The 16,781-nt window shown below is 64.3% G+C and carries 18 protein-coding genes; 9 read left to right on the top strand and 9 right to left on the bottom strand.

What is annotated here, in order from left to right:
* Positions 1–13 precede the first annotated feature (13 nt).
* The 7 genes from ACUXH0_RS18165 to ACUXH0_RS18135 all read right to left on the bottom strand — a co-directional run bounded on the left by ACUXH0_RS18165 (position 14) and on the right by ACUXH0_RS18135 (position 6,478).
* The gene (locus ACUXH0_RS18165) at positions 14–1,462 is read right to left on the bottom strand and encodes a DUF3426 domain-containing protein (RefSeq protein WP_182594458.1); all 1,449 of its coding nucleotides are present in this window, start codon (positions 1,460–1,462) and stop codon (positions 14–16) included.
* Between the two features lie 96 nt (positions 1,463–1,558).
* Positions 1,559–2,455, bottom strand: a complete 897-nt coding sequence (gene prmA, locus ACUXH0_RS18160; protein WP_182594457.1) for a 50S ribosomal protein L11 methyltransferase — start codon at positions 2,453–2,455, stop codon at positions 1,559–1,561.
* Positions 2,452–3,819, bottom strand: coding sequence for an acetyl-CoA carboxylase biotin carboxylase subunit (gene accC / locus ACUXH0_RS18155; protein WP_004632953.1), 1,368 nt, complete (start codon positions 3,817–3,819; stop codon positions 2,452–2,454). The genes prmA and accC overlap by 4 nt, the downstream gene beginning before the upstream one ends.
* 132 nt (positions 3,820–3,951) lie before the next feature.
* Positions 3,952–4,419, bottom strand: a complete 468-nt coding sequence (gene accB, locus ACUXH0_RS18150; protein ID WP_004632950.1) for an acetyl-CoA carboxylase biotin carboxyl carrier protein — start codon at positions 4,417–4,419, stop codon at positions 3,952–3,954.
* Between the two features lie 142 nt (positions 4,420–4,561).
* Entirely contained in the window at positions 4,562–5,029 is a 468-nt protein-coding gene (gene aroQ / locus ACUXH0_RS18145; RefSeq protein ID WP_004632949.1) for a type II 3-dehydroquinate dehydratase, read from the bottom strand.
* Positions 5,030–5,212: 183 nt separating this feature from the next.
* Complete coding sequence (locus tag ACUXH0_RS18140) at positions 5,213–5,737, bottom strand: TlpA family protein disulfide reductase (RefSeq protein ID WP_004632947.1); 525 nt, start codon at positions 5,735–5,737, stop codon at positions 5,213–5,215.
* Positions 5,738–5,803: 66 nt separating this feature from the next.
* Complete coding sequence (locus ACUXH0_RS18135; protein WP_012436431.1) at positions 5,804–6,478, bottom strand: hypothetical protein; 675 nt, start codon at positions 6,476–6,478, stop codon at positions 5,804–5,806.
* Between the two features lie 78 nt (positions 6,479–6,556).
* On the opposite strand from ACUXH0_RS18135, the gene mpl reads away from it, so the two are divergent.
* From mpl to mtgA, 7 genes are all read left to right on the top strand, one after another.
* Positions 6,557–7,942, top strand: a complete 1,386-nt coding sequence (gene mpl, locus ACUXH0_RS18130; protein WP_012436430.1) for a UDP-N-acetylmuramate:L-alanyl-gamma-D-glutamyl-meso-diaminopimelate ligase — start codon at positions 6,557–6,559, stop codon at positions 7,940–7,942.
* Between the two features lie 7 nt (positions 7,943–7,949).
* Positions 7,950–8,573 (top strand): YqiA/YcfP family alpha/beta fold hydrolase, encoded by a 624-nt coding sequence (locus tag ACUXH0_RS18125; protein ID WP_004632943.1) that lies wholly within the window; start codon positions 7,950–7,952, stop codon positions 8,571–8,573.
* The gene (locus ACUXH0_RS18120; protein WP_004632940.1) at positions 8,570–9,148 is read left to right on the top strand and encodes a chorismate--pyruvate lyase family protein; all 579 of its coding nucleotides are present in this window, start codon (positions 8,570–8,572) and stop codon (positions 9,146–9,148) included. Before ACUXH0_RS18125 ends, ACUXH0_RS18120 begins: the two co-directional genes overlap by 4 nt.
* A 152-nt stretch (positions 9,149–9,300) precedes the next feature.
* Positions 9,301–11,397 (top strand): ribonuclease catalytic domain-containing protein, encoded by a 2,097-nt coding sequence (locus tag ACUXH0_RS18115; RefSeq protein WP_012436429.1) that lies wholly within the window; start codon positions 9,301–9,303, stop codon positions 11,395–11,397.
* A 52-nt stretch (positions 11,398–11,449) separates the two neighbouring features.
* The gene (locus tag ACUXH0_RS18110) at positions 11,450–12,364 is read left to right on the top strand and encodes an energy transducer TonB family protein (RefSeq protein ID WP_012436428.1); all 915 of its coding nucleotides are present in this window, start codon (positions 11,450–11,452) and stop codon (positions 12,362–12,364) included.
* A gap of 11 nt (positions 12,365–12,375) precedes the next feature.
* Positions 12,376–13,293, top strand: coding sequence for a shikimate dehydrogenase (aroE, locus tag ACUXH0_RS18105; RefSeq protein ID WP_004632935.1), 918 nt, complete (start codon positions 12,376–12,378; stop codon positions 13,291–13,293).
* Between the two features lie 20 nt (positions 13,294–13,313).
* A complete protein-coding gene (gene mtgA / locus ACUXH0_RS18100; protein ID WP_182594456.1) occupies positions 13,314–14,018 on the top strand; it encodes a monofunctional biosynthetic peptidoglycan transglycosylase in 705 nt (234 codons plus the stop codon).
* Positions 14,019–14,030: 12 nt separating this feature from the next.
* Here the strand turns inward: mtgA and corA are convergent, their stop codons facing one another.
* On the bottom strand, positions 14,031–14,993 hold the full coding sequence (gene corA, locus ACUXH0_RS18095; RefSeq protein WP_012436426.1) for a magnesium/cobalt transporter CorA: 963 nt from the start codon (positions 14,991–14,993) through the stop codon (positions 14,031–14,033).
* A gap of 210 nt (positions 14,994–15,203) precedes the next feature.
* Between corA and pyrF the strand changes: the two genes are divergently transcribed.
* Together pyrF and ACUXH0_RS18085 are read left to right on the top strand one after the other, a co-directional pair.
* Positions 15,204–16,019, top strand: coding sequence for an orotidine-5'-phosphate decarboxylase (pyrF, locus tag ACUXH0_RS18090; protein WP_012436425.1), 816 nt, complete (start codon positions 15,204–15,206; stop codon positions 16,017–16,019).
* A gap of 40 nt (positions 16,020–16,059) precedes the next feature.
* Positions 16,060–16,278 (top strand): hypothetical protein, encoded by a 219-nt coding sequence (locus ACUXH0_RS18085; RefSeq protein WP_012436424.1) that lies wholly within the window; start codon positions 16,060–16,062, stop codon positions 16,276–16,278.
* Position 16,279: 1 nt separating this feature from the next.
* Here ACUXH0_RS18085 and ACUXH0_RS18080 read toward each other — a convergent pair whose 3' ends face one another.
* Positions 16,280–16,780 carry a CinA family protein gene (locus tag ACUXH0_RS18080; RefSeq protein WP_182594455.1) on the bottom strand — a complete coding sequence of 167 codons (501 nt, stop codon included), beginning with the start codon at positions 16,778–16,780 and terminating at the stop codon, positions 16,280–16,282.
* Between the last annotated feature and the right edge of the window lies 1 nt (position 16,781).

The raw sequence follows: 16,781 nt of genomic DNA, 5'->3' as shown, positions 1-16,781 counted from the left end.
CAGGGGTGAAAATTCAGGGGTAAAAAATCAGGACCCGGTAATTGGCCGTCGGGCGCTGTGACTGGAATCGTACCCGAATCGGTAGTTCGGCGCGGGCGGGCAGCCCTGACTTGCCGTATGCACTGTCGGTCGGGTTCAGGTAGTCGGTAGGCAACAGTGCGCGGCGCGACAGCAGCTGGTCTTGCAAGTCGGTCGTGACCAACTCGATGGCCGGCAGGGCGATGGGGCCGCCGGCGCGGTTGCGCAATGTCGCCGTCAGCACGTACTGGTCGGACGCTTCGCCTTCTTGCCGCTGCAGTTGTGACGATTCGATCTGCAATGCATCGAGATCACGCGGTGGCGCAATCGTGCAATGCAACGGCTGGCACATCGCCTCCAACATCGGCCGTGTGGAGGGCACGCGGCGCGCGATCTCGGCGCGGGCCAGGAAGAGCAGTTGCAGCACGGCCGTCACCGCCAGCACGCCGATCGCAACGCGCGCCAGTGCGCGGCGTCCCGTCGTTTTGCGTGTTTGGTCGCGGGCTTGCGCGGCGCGCAAGAAATCCAGCGTCGCGGCAGAGACACCGTGGTTCGGCCCCCGCACCTTGCGCGGACGCGGGGCGCCGGTCAGCGTGCGCTGTGGCGTCGGGCTGGCGGCCTCGGCTTGCGTGCGACGTGCGTGACCATGGCGGCGCGGCACCGGCGCAAAAAGCGTGTGCGGATCGGTTTCGTGGCGCATCCAGACCGAATCGTGCTTTTCCGCCTCGGGCTTTGGTGATGCGATGGCTCCCGACGCGGACGCTGTCGCTACCGGAACCGCTGTGGGCGAGACGGCAAGCTCAACCGGCAAGTCGGCCGACGGCTGCTTGGGTATGGCGGCCGCGAACGCGTCTTCCTCGTCGTCAAGGTCGCGGATGGGAGGCAGGCCGTGGAACGGATCGGCGGGCGTGGCGGCCGCCGCGGGCGGTTCCGGTTGAGGTGCCTGCTGCGCGGGTTCGGCGGCAGGCTCGGCAGCGCGCTCGATTGGCGCTTCGTCCGGCAGCGGACGCGTGTCGGGTGCGGTCGATTGCACGTCGGGCGCGGGTGTTGCGCCTTCAACTTCCCCCAGATGCACTTCTGCGACGCCTTCTTCGGGAACGTCTTCTTCCCAGATCAGCGTCATGCCGAAGCCGTGGTCGTCGTCTGCGGCAGGCGGTGCCGCGGGCGTTTCCGGTTCAGGGGCGGCGGGCGTTGCGAGCGGCGCAATGCGAGTAGCGTGTTCCGGTGATTGCTGTGGCTGCGGTGCTTCGGCGGTCCGCGCTGCAGGCGCGGGCGGGGCGCCAAGCTCGATCAGGTGATCGCGGCCATCGAAGACGTGATTGCAGCGGCCGCAACGGACCAGCCCGCCGCGCAGCCGAAGCTGATCGGCAACAACGCGGAATGCGGTTTGACAGTTGGGGCAGCGGGCGGCCAAACGTGGCGCAGCTTGTGGCGCAGTTGCCATGCGGGACGAGGAGAAAAAAGCCGACCGCGCGAGTATTGCAGACAGAGGCGCCAGCGTCGACCTTTGCAGGGGGCACTGGCGCGCAATGCGATGAAATTATGTCGGCTTCACACCATGCAGGCAGACCCAGCCGTCACGTGCACGCCACACGGTAAGCGGAATGGTGGAGGCGTACGCAGCGGCGACTTCTTCGGCCTGGCGCTCAAGCACGCCCGACAGAATCAGCCGGCCGCCCGGGCGCACGCGCGCGCAGAGCATGGCTGCCATCAGCTTGAGCGGGTTCGACAGGATGTTGGCGACGACCAGATCGAACGTGCCTTCCGGCGCATCGTCGGGCAGGGCGAAGGTGGCTTCGACGTGGTTGCGTTCGGCGTTGTAGCGCGAAGCCTCCACCGCGTTGGGATCGATGTCGACACCAATGGTTTCGCCGGCGCCCAGCTTCTTGGCGACGATGGCCAGGATGCCCGAGCCGCAGCCGTAGTCCAGCGTGCGTTCACCGGGTTGCACGTGCTGCTCCAGCCATTCCATGCACAGGCGCGTGGTCGGGTGGCTGCCGGTGCCGAACGCCAGGCCTGGGTCCAGTTCCAGCACCACGGCGTCGGGTTCTGGCGCGTCGTGCCAGGACGGCACGACCCAGATGTGCTCACCAATATGGATGGGCTCGAACTGCGATTGCGTGACGCGCACCCAGTCCTGCTCTTCGACTTCGCGCACGGTGTACGCAGGCAGCGGCGACAGGTTGATCTCGTTGGCTGCGGCTGCCACCAACAATGCCGGATCGGCATCCTCGGCGAGCAGGGCAACCACGCGCGAGCGGTTCCACGCCAGGCGTGTTGGTTCGTGGCCGGGCTCGCCAAAGAGCGGTTGCTCTTCGGGCGTGTCGGCATCGGCATCTTCCACCGAGACCGACAGCGCGCCAAGATCAAACAGAGCTTCGGACAACGCTTCGGCGTCGTCACGCGCCACTTCGAGCACGCATTCGCGGTACGTCACTTGCCGCCACCCTTGGCCACTTCCTGTTGCGCCAGACGGTGCTCCAGGTAGTGGATGTCGGTGCCGCCTTCAACGAAGTTGGCGTCGAGCATCAGGTCGCGGTGCAGCGGCACGTTGGTCTGGATCCCTTCCACCACCATTTCCGACAGGGCGATGCGCATGCGGGCGATGGCCTGCTCGCGCGTGGCGCCGTACGTAATGACCTTGCCGATCATCGAGTCGTAGTTGGGCGGCACGAAGTAGCCGTTGTAGGCGTGCGAGTCCACGCGGACGCCCGGACCACCCGGCACGTGCCACGACGTGATGCGGCCAGGCGAGGGCGTGAACTTGAACGGATCTTCCGCGTTGATGCGGCACTCGATCGCGTGGCCCTTGAGCACGATGTCCTTCTGGCGGAAGCGCAGCTTTTCGCCGGCCGCCACGCGGATCTGCTCCTGCACGATGTCGACGCCCGTGATCATTTCCGTGACCGGATGTTCGACCTGTACGCGCGTGTTCATTTCGATGAAGTAGAACTCGCCGTTCTCGTACAGGAACTCGAACGTGCCGGCGCCACGGTAGCCGATCTTCTTGCAGGCCTCGGCGCAGCGGTCACCAATGCGTTCGATCAGGCGGCGCGGAATGTGCGGTGCCGGCGCTTCCTCAATCACCTTCTGGTGGCGGCGCTGCATGGAGCAATCGCGCTCGCCCAGCCAGACGGCATTGCGGTGCTGGTCGGCCAGGATCTGGATCTCCACGTGACGCGGATGCTCCAGGAACTTCTCCATATAGACTTCCGGATTGCCGAAGGCGCGGCCGGCTTCTTCGCGCGTCATGTTGACGGCGTTGATCAGCGCAGCCTCGGTGTGCACCACGCGCATGCCACGGCCACCGCCGCCGCCAGCTGCCTTGATGATCACCGGATAGCCGACCTTCTTGGCCGTTGCCAGAATTTCCTTCGGGTCTTCCGGCAGGGCGCCTTCCGAGCCCGGCACGCACGGCACGCCTGACTTGATCATCGCCTGCTTGGCTGAAACCTTGTCGCCCATCAGGCGAATCGATTCGGGCGTCGGGCCGATGAAGGTGAAGCCGGATTGCTCTACACGCTCGGCAAAGTCGGCGTTTTCCGACAGGAAGCCGTAACCGGGGTGGATGGCCTGGGCGTCGGTCACCTCGGCGGCCGAGATGATGGCCGGCATATTCAGGTACGACAGGGGCGACGGTGCCGGGCCGATACACACGGCTTCGTCGGCCAGCTTGACGTATTTGGCTTCCTTGTCCGCCTCGGAATAGACCACCACGGTCTTGATGCCGAGTTCGCGGCAGGCGCGCTGGATGCGAAGAGCGATCTCGCCGCGATTCGCGATCAGGATCTTGTCGAACATCGTGTTCTCGCTACAAAAAGGAGAGGCGAGGGCGCTGTGGCCGGGCCGCGCTCAGTGGCAGCCCTTGTACGCCGGCTCGCGCTCGGATGCGGCGCGCTGCGCGCCGCACGAAGAGGGTCAGATGCCGGAAGATCAGCCGATCACGAACAGCGGTTGGCCGTATTCCACCGCCTGGCCGTTCTCGATCAGGATCTCCTTGATGACGCCGGCCTTGTCGGCTTCGATCTCGTTGAGCAGCTTCATCGCTTCGATGATGCAGATGGTCTGCCCTTCCTTGACGGTGTCGCCCACCTTGACGAACTCGGCTGCGCCCGGCGACGGCGAGCGGTAGAACGTGCCGACCATCGGTGACGTCACGATGTGGCCGGCGGGCAGGGCCGGGGCAGCAGCCTCAGCGCCGACGGCAGCCTGAGCTGCTGCGGCGGGTGCGCCCATAGCCGGTGCAGCCTGCATCGGCATCGGCGCATATTGCATCGGGGCCATCACTTGCGGCGCCGACTTGACGATGCGGACCTTGCCTTCGCCTTCGGTCACTTCGAGCTCCGAAATGCCCGATTCGGCCACCAGGTCGATCAGCGTTTTCAGCTTGCGCAAATCCATGAACGTTCTCCTGCAGCGTCGGCGATCTGGGGCGGTGGATGCGCGCGAATGGCTCTTCAGTCGCGCATCGGTGAAAGGCGCTCCAGGCGCTGGCGTCGTTGCGTTGGTTAAGTGATTGAAATAAAAGGAAGAAGACGGCTGATCAGCCGCCGTGTTGGTCGATTGCGAAGTCCAGCGCCGCCAGATAGCCGCGCCAGCCCAGCCCGCAAATCACGCCCACCGCCTGGTCCGCCAGATACGAATGGTGGCGGAACGGCTCACGACGATGCACGTTGGACAGATGCACTTCGATGTACGGAATCACCACGCCGGCCAGCGCATCGCGCAGGGCCACACTCGTGTGCGTGTAGGCGGCCGGATTGATGATGATGAATTCGATGCCTTCGCTCTTGGCGGCATGGATGCGGTCGACCAGTGCGCCTTCGTGGTTCGACTGGAAGTGCGCCAGCGTCACGCCGCGCGCCGTAGCGCGTTCGACCAAGGCGGTATTGATGTCGGCGAGGGTGGTTGCACCATAGACTTCCGGTTCGCGCGTCCCAAGCAAATTGAGGTTCGGGCCGTGCAGTACGAGCACGTTGCGAAGCGCTTTGGCGATGGGTTTGTCAGCCACGGTTTTGACCGGTTGAGCGAAGTTGGGCGCAATTTACAGCAACTTAGAATGCTTTGTCTAGTTTTTGCTGAAAAACTCTCAACAAATCGGTGTTTTCACCGATCTTGGGCGTCCCGCCTATGCTTTTGCCGGAGAAGAAGGGGAGTTGCGTGCACATGAGCGTCATATGACGTTTTTGTACATTCACGTGCGCTGCAGGGCCTCGCGCAGTTCGTCCGCATGCACACGACCCATCTTCCGGAAAGTGATCTCACCTTGTGCATTGAGAATCACAGTAAACGGTAGGCCGCCGACTTCGTTGCCGAACTGGCGGCCCAGTTCCGTCCCACCAAAGCCCGCCACCGCAATCGGGTATGTGACGTGTACCTTACCCAGGAAGGTCTGGATATTGGACGCCGAGTCAATGCCAATGCCAACGAACTTTACCTGGGCCTTCTGCTCCTGCGCCAGCGCAGACAGTTCTGGCATTTCTTCCACGCAAGGACCGCACCACGGTGCCCAGAAATTGATCACCACCGGCTGACCACGAAAAGCGGCCAGATCCAACGGGGCGCCATTGGCGTCCGGGAGCTTGCTGCTGTAAAACGCGGCGACAGCAGTGTCAGCCGGCGTTTTGGGTTCGGTGGCACGATGCCCGAAATAGACGCCCGTCGTCGCGGCAATCAGGCCGGCCATCAGCAGGGCAGTCAGAGTGGTGCGGCGGGACATGGTTTTGCAGAGGTCTCTATATATAGACAGAGGCGGAGCGTGCGGGATTGTACTCCTGTCGGGCGATCACCCCTGCGACAGCAGGGCGCGTACCGCCGCCGCGTCGCCGCGTTGGGTCTTGCCGGTAGCGTCTGCGCGCCGCGCGCCGCGCACGTCGTTCATGTCGTATAGGGCGATATGAACGCCGACGGGTGTGCCCGTTTCAGCGCGCAACTCCCGCGCAAGCTCACGAGATTCGGGCCCGGCGGGCCACTGGCCACGCCACAGGAAGCTGAGCGTTTCTACTTCGTCGCGGCCGGCGAAGTGAGCACTTTCTGTCGTGTCGAAATCCACGCCGGCGTTGAGCAGGAAGATCGCCACGTCCTTCGGGCTGTCGCAGAAGACCTGCAGGTGGATGTCGGAGTGCTCGCTGGCGGTGCCGTTGAAGACCGCGCCCGCGAGGTACGGGTTATGGATTGCCAGCCCTTCCATCAGCACCAGTGCAATGCGACGCAGCAACGCCAGCACGCGCGGCTGGGATTCAGCCTGGAACAGCGCCTGGTATTCGCGGACTTCCGTTTCGACCTGTTCGTTGTCCGGCAGCCATTCGCCGGGCGCGCGGGATTCCGTACCGAGCACCTGGCGCGCGGCCTTGCGTTTAGCGGTGGCGTAGTCAACGCCGTCTTCCGCGATCATGCGGGCGGCGCTGACGGCGATTTCCTCCCGCACGCGGGCGGGGTCGAGGGTGGGTCGTTTGGACATGGCTCTATTTTACTGAAGCGCGCGGGCCGCCCTGAAGCCGCAGGTACAATGCGGCGCAACGAAGTTGAGATGGCTCCCATGCATATCCACATCCTTGGAATCTGCGGCACCTTCATGGGCGGCATTGCCCTGATCGCCCGTCAGGCCGGCCACCGCGTCACCGGCTGCGACGCCAACGTCTACCCTCCGATGAGCACCCAGCTCGAAGCGCAAGGCATCGAGCTGATCGAAGGCTTTGACCCCGAACAGCTCTCCATCGGCGCCGATCTTTACGTGATCGGCAACGTGATCTCCCGTGGCAACGCTCTCATGGAAGCCATCCTGGATCGCAATTTGCCCTACATCTCCGGTCCTCAATGGCTCGGCGACAACGTACTACGCCAGAAGTGGGTGCTTGCCGTGGCAGGCACACACGGCAAGACGACCACGACATCGATGCTCGCGTGGATCCTGCAGGATGCCGGCTACAACCCGGGCTTCCTGGTGGGCGGCGTGCCACGCAACTTCGGGCTGTCGGCGCGCCTGACGGAATCCGACTTCTTCGTGATTGAAGCGGACGAGTACGACACGGCCTTCTTCGACAAGCGCAGCAAGTTCGTTCATTACCGCCCCCGTACAGCCATATTGAACAACCTCGAATTCGATCACGCCGACATCTTTCCCGATCTTGCCGCGATCGAAACCCAATTTCATCATCTGGTGCGCACCGTGCCCGGTCAGGGCCGCCTCCTGGTCAATGGTCGGGAAGATAGCCTGAAGCGTGTACTTGAGCGCGGATGTTGGTCGGAAGTCGAGCAGTTCGGGGCGGAGGGCAACCTCGGCTGGGAAGTCGAAAACCTCGCCGATGACGATAGCTTCGATGTCGTTTTCCAGGGCCAAACGCAGGGCAGGGTCCGGTGGGCACTTCAGGGCGACCACAACCGCATGAACGCGCTGGCCGCCATTGCCGCCGCCCGCCACGTGGGCGTGCCGCCTGCCCAAGCCATTGAAAGCCTGGCCCGTTTCGAAAATGTGAAACGGCGCATGGAAGTGCGTGGCACCGTGAATGACGTGACTGTGTACGATGATTTTGCCCATCACCCGACGGCGATTCGCACCACCATCGAGGGCCTGCGCCGTCGTGTCGGCAAGGGGCGCATCCTGGCAGTGCTGGAGCCACGGTCAAACACCATGAAGTTGGGCGTGATGAAACTGGCCCTTCCCGACAGCCTGTCCGGCGCTGAACAGATCTTCGCTTATGGCGCAGCCAATGGCCGCGACGCCCTCGGCTGGGATTTGGCTGGGGCGCTGGCCCCGCTGGGGGAGCGCGCGAAGACGTTTTCTGATCTGAGCGCATTAATCGAAGCCGTCACAGCTGCCGCCCGCCCGGGCGACCATGTGCTTGTCATGAGCAACGGCGGCTTCGGAGGCGTACATCAGAAGCTGCTGGACGCCTTGGCCGAACGCGCCGAGACAGCGAATTGAATCTCATATGCTGGCATCCATCGTCTATCTGCACGGATTTCGTTCGTCGCCGCGCTCGTTCAAAGCGCAGCTGCTAGGCAGGCGGATGGCGTCCGTAGGGCTGGCGAATCAGTACGTATGCCCGATGCTGCCCGTCTCGCCGCGCGAGGCGATGGCCGAGACAGATGCGCTGATCGCGGAGCTGAGTGCGCGTGACGGCACCAAGCCGGCACTCATCGGCTCGTCTCTGGGCGGCTTTTACGCCACTTGGCTGGCAGAGCGCCATGGGCTTCGCGCGGCAATGCTCAATCCGGCTACGCGTCCTGAGCGGGATCTCGCCAAATACGTCGGCGAACAGCCGTTGTGGCATGGCGGTGGCACGATCCGCGTCGAGCCGCATCATCTGGATGAGCTGCGCGCGCTGGCCGTGCCCGCCATCACGCAGCCCGAGCGCTACTACCTGCTCGCCGCCACCGGCGACGAGGTGCTCGACTACCGCGAAATGCTCGATCACTTTCCTGGCGCGGCCACTCGCCTCATTGACGGCAGCGACCACGGCATCAGCGACTTCGCGCAGTATATGGACGAAGTGCTCGTGTTCTGCGGCGTTCCAGCCGATCTGTTGGCGGCCCACCCTTTCTGTGCCGCATGACCGATTTCCCGTCGTACCCGCGGGGCCTCTGGCGCAGCGCGTTGCCTCCGGCAGTGGTCTATGACCGGCACTGGGCGCGCTGGGCCGTAGGCGCCGATTCGCTGACGGCCAGGCTTCGTGCGGCATCGTCGCGCTTTCGCGTGCAATTGCTCGGCCAGCGGCGCGCGATGCCGTTGCGTGACGAGTGGCGTTGTCTTGGCATGTCGGGCCCTGCTGAGACGCTGGTCCGCGAAGTCCTGCTGATCTGCGACGAGATCCCGGTGGTCTATGCACACACGATCGTGCATCCGCGCAGTGTGGCGCTCGACTGGCCGTTCCTGAAAGCGCTGGGGACGCAGCCGCTGGGCCACTCGCTGTTTGCCGATCCGCGTGTCGAGCGCGGTGGTTTCGAATTCGCCTTGCTGGACGCGCGCCACCCGCTGGTGCGCCGCGCGCATGACGCGCTAGGCGATGCGCCTGTTGTCGGCACCGCCCGGCTGCCAGCCCGCCGGTCGGTCTTCCGGCGCGGAGCGAGCGCGATGCTGGTAACGGAGGTTTTCCTACCTGCGCTGGCTCGCTTCCAACCTCCGCGGTAAGCGTATTTCGCGGGCCGGGCGTCGAGCCAGTGCGGTATCATCGCCCCCAACTTTTTATCGCCGCGCGTAACGTTGTCACGTAAGGGCGCGCGGTCATTCCACTCATTCAAAGCGGTGCCTGCTCGTGCGAGTGCCGCGATCCATACAAATCCATGCAGTTGCTGTTTGAAGAAGGCGGCGAAATCCGCGCGGGCACTGTCTTGTCCCAACAGGGCGAGGCCTATCAGGTCGAGTTGCCGAGCGCCAAGCGCACCAAGGTCAAATCGCGCGACGTGTTGCTGCAATTCGCGCAGCCGTCCGCCGGTGAGCTGTCGCAGGCGGCCCAGGCGCTGTCGGCAGAGATCGACTTGGATTTCCTCTGGGAATGCGCTTCAGCGGACGAGTTCGGCTTCACCGATTTGGCCGGCGAGTATTTTGGCGCCGGCGCCAATGCCACACAGCAGGCGGCGCTGGCCATCGCGCTGCATGGCTCGCCGATCTACTTCCGCCGCAAGGGCCGAGGCCGCTATCAGCGCGCACCTGAAGACCAACTGAAGGCCGCGCTCGCAGGCTTGGAGCGCAAGAAGCAGCAAGCTGCTCTGCAAGCCGAATACGAAGCCGAGCTGAAGGCGATGCGACTGCCCGAGGCCTTCCGCGGCAAGACGCTGCAACTGCTGTTCAAGCCGGACAAGAACAGTCTCGAATACAAGGCGCTCGATGCGGCGTGCACGGTGCTGGGCCTGTCGCCGATGCGCCTGATGGTGGCAGTGGGCGGCATTGCCAATGCCCGCGCGCTGCATGAGGCGCGTTTCCTTTCGGAATGCTTCCCGAAGGGCACCGGTTTCCCGGATGTGACCGTGCCGGAACCGGCGATGGAGCTGCCGGCCGCCGACGTGCGCGCCTTTTCGATCGATGACGTGACCACCACGGAAATCGACGATGCCATCTCCGTTACGCCCATTGATGACGCCACGGTGCGGATCGGTATTCACATTGCCGCGCCGGGCTTCGGCATCCAGCGTGGCGAGCCGTTGGACGTGATTGCACGCCAGCGTTTGTCGACCGTGTATTTCCCCGGCGACAAGATCACGATGTTGCCGGAGTCGGTGGTGGATCGCTACACGCTGCAAGAAGGGCGCGCGTGCCCAGCGCTGTCGCTGTATGTGACGGTCGACCGTGCAACGTGGGCGGTCACCGCGAGCGAGACGCGCTGCGAATCCGTGACCGTGGCGGCCAACCTGCGCCACAACCTGCTCGACGACGTGATCACCGCCGACGCGCTGGCCGATGGCTCGGGCGACTACCCGTTCAAGGCCGAACTGGCCGTGTTGTGGCCGTTTGTGTGCGCGTTGTACGACGGCCGCCAGCAGGCACGCATTGCCAGCGGCCTGAAGCCCGAGGGCGCGCAGAAGGGCGATTATTCGTTCTACATCGATGCGATTCCCGAGGCCGATGGTGGCGGCGAGCGCGTGCGGATCGAACAGCGCAAACGCGGCTCGCCGCTGGACAAGATCGTCGCCGAATTGATGATCCTGGCCAACAGCACGTGGGGCCGCATGCTGGCCGACGCTGGGGTGCCGGGCATCTATCGCACGCAGAAGGCCTGGGGTATGCACCGCACGCGCATGCAGACGTATCCGGCGCCGCATGAAGGTCTGGGCGTGGCGCAGTATGCGTGGAGCACCTCGCCGCTGCGCCGCTATGTCGATCTGGTCAATCAATGGCAGATCGCTGCGGTGGCGCAGCATGGCGTGACGGCCAAGCTGATCGCGCCGTTCAAGCCCAAAGATGCCGACCTGCTGGCCGCCGTGGCCGACTTTGAAGCCACCTACGCTGCCTATGCCGACCACCAGTCGACCATGGAGCGCTACTGGTGCCTGCGCTGGCTCAAGCAGGAAAACCGAACGCGCATGCAGGCCGTGGTGCTCAAGGAAGGCGCCGTGCGCTTCGCCGACATTCCGCTGGTGACGAAGGTGCCGGAACTGGCACAGACGCCACGCGGCACGCATGTCGTGCTCGATGTCCTGGACACCGACGAGATCAGCCTGGAAGTGTCGTGCCGCGTGGTTGAAATCCTCGCGCCCGAAGCGGGCGCACAAGCTGAAGCCGAAGCCATTGAAGAAGAACTGGCCGCGGCAGAGGCTGAGGCTGATGTGCCGGCTGAACCACAACCGGCTGCTGATGGGGAAGAGGCTCGCGCAGAAGCCGACGCGGCTGTGGCGCCGCCGCCGCAAGACGGCGAGAGCGGTGGAACGCCTGCCGCTGCCTAACTACAATCGCAGCCTGACCTTCATTCTTCGCGCATCGACCAGGAATCGCCCCATGGCCGCCCTCGCAAACCGTCCGGACTGGTCCGGCAGCAGCACGCTCACCAAGGCGCTGGTGGTGTCGCTGGCCGTGCATGTTGTACTGCTGTTCGTGCGCGTGGTGGCCCCCGAGGCGTTCGATATCAAGCGCGACGATCCGGGCCTGGATGTGGTGCTGGTCAACGCCAAGTCGTCGACGGCACCGTCCAAGGCGACGGCCGTGGCCCAGGTCAACCTGAACGGCGGTGGCGAATATGACCAGCAGCGCGCCACCACGCCGCTGCCCGCTGACACCAATGAGCAGACCGGCGACGCCATCAAGCTCACACAGCGCCGCGTTGAGTATCTCGAGCAAGAGCAGCGCCGCCTGCTGACGCAATCGACCGAGCGCGCGCCGCTGGTCAACGATCGTCAGGTCAAGCCCGGCGAGCGTCCGCAGCCGTCGCCCACCAACGGCACCGACGACCGCACCACGCAAGACGAAATCGCCCGGCTGCAGGCCGAGATCGACCGGAATCTCGAGAACTACGCCAAGCGCCCGCGCCGCAATGTGCTGACAGCCGCCAGCGCCCGCCAGGTGGATTACGCCCGCTACTACGATGCCGTGCGGCGCAAGATCGAAGCCCGCGGCACCGCAAACTTTCCCAGCCAGAACGGCCGCCCGCTGTATGGCGAGCTGATCGTCGTGATCAGCATCAACCGCGAAGGCCAGCTCGGCTATAACCAGGACGGCTACAAGATCGAAGGCATCGAGATCGCAAAGAGCTCGGGCAACCCCGCGCTGGATCGCCAGGCCGTGGCCATCGTGCGTTCGTCTTCACCGTTTGGCGCCTTCCCGGCCGAGATGCGCAAGCGCGTCGACATCCAGGATGTGGTCGCCACGTTCAAGTTCACCCGCGCAGGCTTGGAAACCCACCTGCAGACCCGTTGATTTCGTCGTCCATGCCGTCGTCGTTTCAAGAGGCCATCCTCGCCGCCGCGAGCGCGCCGCCCACAGATCGCTATGGCGTGATCGGCAACCCGATCGCGCACAGCAAGTCGCCCATCATCCATGCCGCGTTTGCGCAGCAGACCGGGCAGCGCATCCGCTACGACCGTATCTACGCCGAGTTGATCGCGTTTGACGAAACCGTGATGACCTTCGTGCGTGAAGGCGGACGCGGGCTCAACGTGACGGTGCCGTTCAAGCTCGATGCGTATGCCATGTCGACGTCGTTGTCGCTGCGGGCGGAATCGGCCGGCGCGGTCAACACGCTCAAGTTCGATGGTGAAGAGATTTTTGGCGACAACACCGACGGCGTCGGCCTGATGCGCGACATCACCCACAACATCGGCAACGCGCTCGAAGGCGAGCGCGTGCTGCTACTGGGCGCGGGTGGTGCGGCGCGCGGCGTGCTGCTGCCGCTGCTGGAGCACAAGCCCGCGCGCGTGTTCCTGGCCAACCGCACGGCCGATCGCGCCAACAGGCTGGTCGAGCGCTTCGAGGTCTCGGCCAAGCTGCACGAGGTTGAACTCGTGGGCGGGGGCTATGACGAGCTTGCTGCGGACGACGTTTTCGACGTCATCATCAACGCCACGGCGAGCAGCCTGCAGGCCGAAGTGCCGCCGATCCCGACCACCGTGTTCGGCCCCAACGCGCTGGCCTACGACATGATGTACGGCCCGCGTCCGACGGTGTTCATGGAGTTCGCCCGGCGCAACGGCGCCCGCGCATGGGACGGCCTGGGCATGCTGGTGGAGCAGGCCGCGGAATCGTTCTTCGTCTGGCGCGGCGTGCGCCCGGACACCGCGCCGGTGCTGCTCGCCATGCGCGAAGGGCTGCAGGGCGAAGCCGCGGTCGCGGCGCGCGCGCCTCGCTGAACCTGGAGCGCAGCCCTGCGATGATGCGTTGGTTCAGCTACGTGATCGGCTGCTTCGTTGCGGGCGTGGTCGCACTCAACCTGTACTTCTTCGCTGCCATCGCGAGTTGGCAGGTATTTGATCCGTCGTCTACGAGTTTCATGCGCGCTGAGCGTATGCGCTTGTGCGGCGCCAATGTTTTCACCTGCAAGGTCGACCACCGCTGGGTCAATTACGACCAGATCTCGCGCAACCTCAAACGCGCGGTCATCGCCAGTGAAGACGCGGATTTCGTCTCGCACAGCGGCTGGGAAGTCGACGCCATGCTCGACGCGTGGGAGAAAAACAAGCGGCGCGGCCACGTGGTCGCGGGCGGTTCGACCATCACGCAGCAATTGGCCAAGAACCTGTTCCTCTCGGGCGAACGCCACTACCTGCGCAAGGGCGAAGAACTTGTCATCACGTGGATGCTCGAGTTCTGGCTCGATAAGGAACGCATTCTCGAGATCTATCTGAACTCGGTGGAATGGGGCGAGGGCGTGTTCGGCGCGGAAGCGGCGGCGCAGCATTACTTCAAACGCCCGGCCTCGCAACTCACGGTCGGTCAGGCAGCGCGACTGGCGGCGGCGCTGCCTGCACCGAAGTGCTTCGACAAGAAGAGCTACTGCGCCAACGTGCACGTGAACTTCACGCGCAAGGCCACGGTGATCGCCAACCGCATGGGCTCGGCCACGCTGCCGGATTGACCTCGCAGCGAGCTACTTCAGCCAGCCTTTGCGGCGGAAGTACACCAGCGGAATCGCCGCCGACACCACCATCATCACGATCGCGTACGGGTAGCCTTCAGCCCAGTCCAGCTCCGGCATCACCTTGAAGTTCATGCCGTAGATCGAGGCGATCAGCGTGGGCGGCATCAACGCCACCGACACCACCGAGAACAGCTTGATGATCTTGTTCTGGTTGATGTTGATGAAGCCGACGGTGGCATCCATCAGGAAGTTGACCTTGTCCGACAGGAACGCCGTGTGATTCTCGATGGAATCGATGTCGCGCAGCACCTGGCGCGCTTCGTCCTGCTGATCGGCCGAGAGCAACTGGCTGCGCAGCAGAAATGACACGGCTCGGCGCGTATCCATGACATTGCGGCGGATTCGGCCGTTCAAGTCTTCCACGCGGGCGATGATCTCCAGCACATCGGCGGCGGCAGCATCGGTCACCTCATCGGCCAGCACGCGTCTGCTGGCATCTTCGAGGCGTTCATAGACTTCTTCGATAGAGTCGGCCGAGTATTCCGCATCGGTGGCGTATAGATCCATCAGCACATCCTTGGCGTTGCGCACCGAGCCCGGGCGCAGCCGCGCACGCATGCGCACCAGCCGGAACGCGGGCAGATCTTCGTCGTGGATCGAGAAGAGCACATCCTTGGTCAGCACGAAGGCCACGCGCACGTTGCGCGAGGTTGTTTCTTCGTCGAGCAGGAAATCGGTGCGGATGTGGATGTGGCCGTCTTCGCCTTCGAAGTAGCGGGCGGAGGCTTCCAGGTCGCCCAATTGCTCCAGCTCGGGCAGGACCACGCCGTAGGCTTCCTTGATCCACGCCAGCTCTTCGTCGTCTGGGTCGATCACGTCGATCCAGATCGGCTTGTGCTGCAGCAGTTCACTGCGTTCTTCAACCTGTTCCTGCGCGAGACGACCTTTTTGCACGACGAACAGATTGATCATGGGGTGTTTCCTTGAAGCAGGCGTTGAACGGGCGGCGAAAAATCGCGCCGAGTGTAGCCTAAAGAGCCTGCGGATTCAGCCACAAACGGTGCCTTGGCGCGCACGCGTGGGGCCGATGCCACGTCCGGAAGATGCCGCCACCGGGCCGCCCGACGGGTAAAATGAACGCAAGTCATGCGGCCGTCCGGCCGCTCTCACATTCCCGACACCATGCGATTTACCGAACAACTGGCTGCCGCCTGGCAACGCAACAACTCCCTGCTGTGCGTCGGGCTCGATCCTGACCCGGCACGCCTGCCGGCGTCGCTGACCGGCACGGGCGGAGCGATCTTCTCATTCTGCCGCGCCATCGTGGACGCGACCGCCGACCTTGTCTGCGCGTTCAAGCCGCAGATCGCCTACTTTGCCTCGCAGCGCGCTGAAGACCAGCTCGAGCAGCTCATCAGCTACATCCACGAAGCCTATCCGGGCGTTCCCGTCATTCTTGATGCCAAGCGCGGCGATATCGGCTCAACCGCCGAGCACTACGCCAAGGAAGCCTTCGAGCGCTACCAGGCCGACGCCGTCACCGTCAGCCCGTACATGGGTTTTGACTCGATGCAGCCGTATCTCGCGCACGCCGACAAGGGCGTGATCGTGCTGTGCCGCACGTCCAACGCCGGCGGCAGCGATGTGCAGTTCCTCGAAACCGACGGCCGCCCTGTCTATCAGGTCGTGGCCGAACGTGCGCGCGACGTGTGGAACACCAGCGGCCAGATGGGCCTGGTGGTGGGTGCGACCTTTCCCGAAGAGATTGCCAAGGTGCGGGAGATTGTCGGCGACATGCCGCTGCTGATTCCGGGCGTTGGCGCCCAGGGAGGCGACATCGAAGCCACGGTGCGCGCCGGCCGCACGGCCGACGGTACCGGCATGATGATCAACTCGTCGCGGGCCATTCTCTACGCGAGCACCGACAGCGATTTCGCCGATGCCGCTCGCCGCGTGGCGCTTGCCACCCGAGACCAGATCAACCAGTTCCGCAACTGATCCGCTCTGTCGGTCCGGTTGCGGTAAGAGCGAGGACGCCATGACCACGCATCCGCACGGCCCCGTTGCCGGTACGCACCGGGAAGAGACCGGCAAGGACCCGGACCGCAAGCTCGAGAAAGAGCGCGACGACACCCACCAGCACGAGACGACGCGCCGCGACCATGATCGCGACCGTCGCCACGAGCACGACCACGAACACCAGTCGGAACACGATCACGGAGATCGTCGCCGGCCGGATCATCCCAGCGAGATCTAGATCAGCATTCCGCCGAGTCGAGGAAGTCGAGTACGCCGCGCAGCGCGTGCTCGGCAGCCTGCAGGCGAACCTGCTTGCGATCGCCCTTGAAGTGGCGCGTTTCCACGCGCGTTTGCAGCCGGTTGCTCCAACCAAAGCACACCATGCCGACGGGCTTGTCGGGCGTACCGCCGGTCGGGCCCGCCACACCGGTAATCGCGACGGCCACCTGCGCGCGGCTGTTGAGCACTGCGCCCTCAGCCATGGCATGCGCCACCGGTTCGCTCACGGCGCCATGTTCGCGGATCAGCGCCGCCGGAACGCCCAACATCTGCGATTTCGCTTCGTTGGAATAGACGACGAAGCCGCGCTCAAACCACGTGGAAGAACCCGATACGTCGGTGATGGCGGCGGACACCAGCCCGCCAGTGCACGACTCGGCGGATGCCATCATCAGGCTGCGCTTGTGGAGCGTGTCAGCGACGAGTTCGGCCAATTGGGCCAGGGCGCGGGATTCAGCCATT

This window comes from Ralstonia sp. 110700041-2 (assembly GCF_056280165.1).
This window is presented reverse-complemented; position numbering and strand designations above follow the sequence as displayed.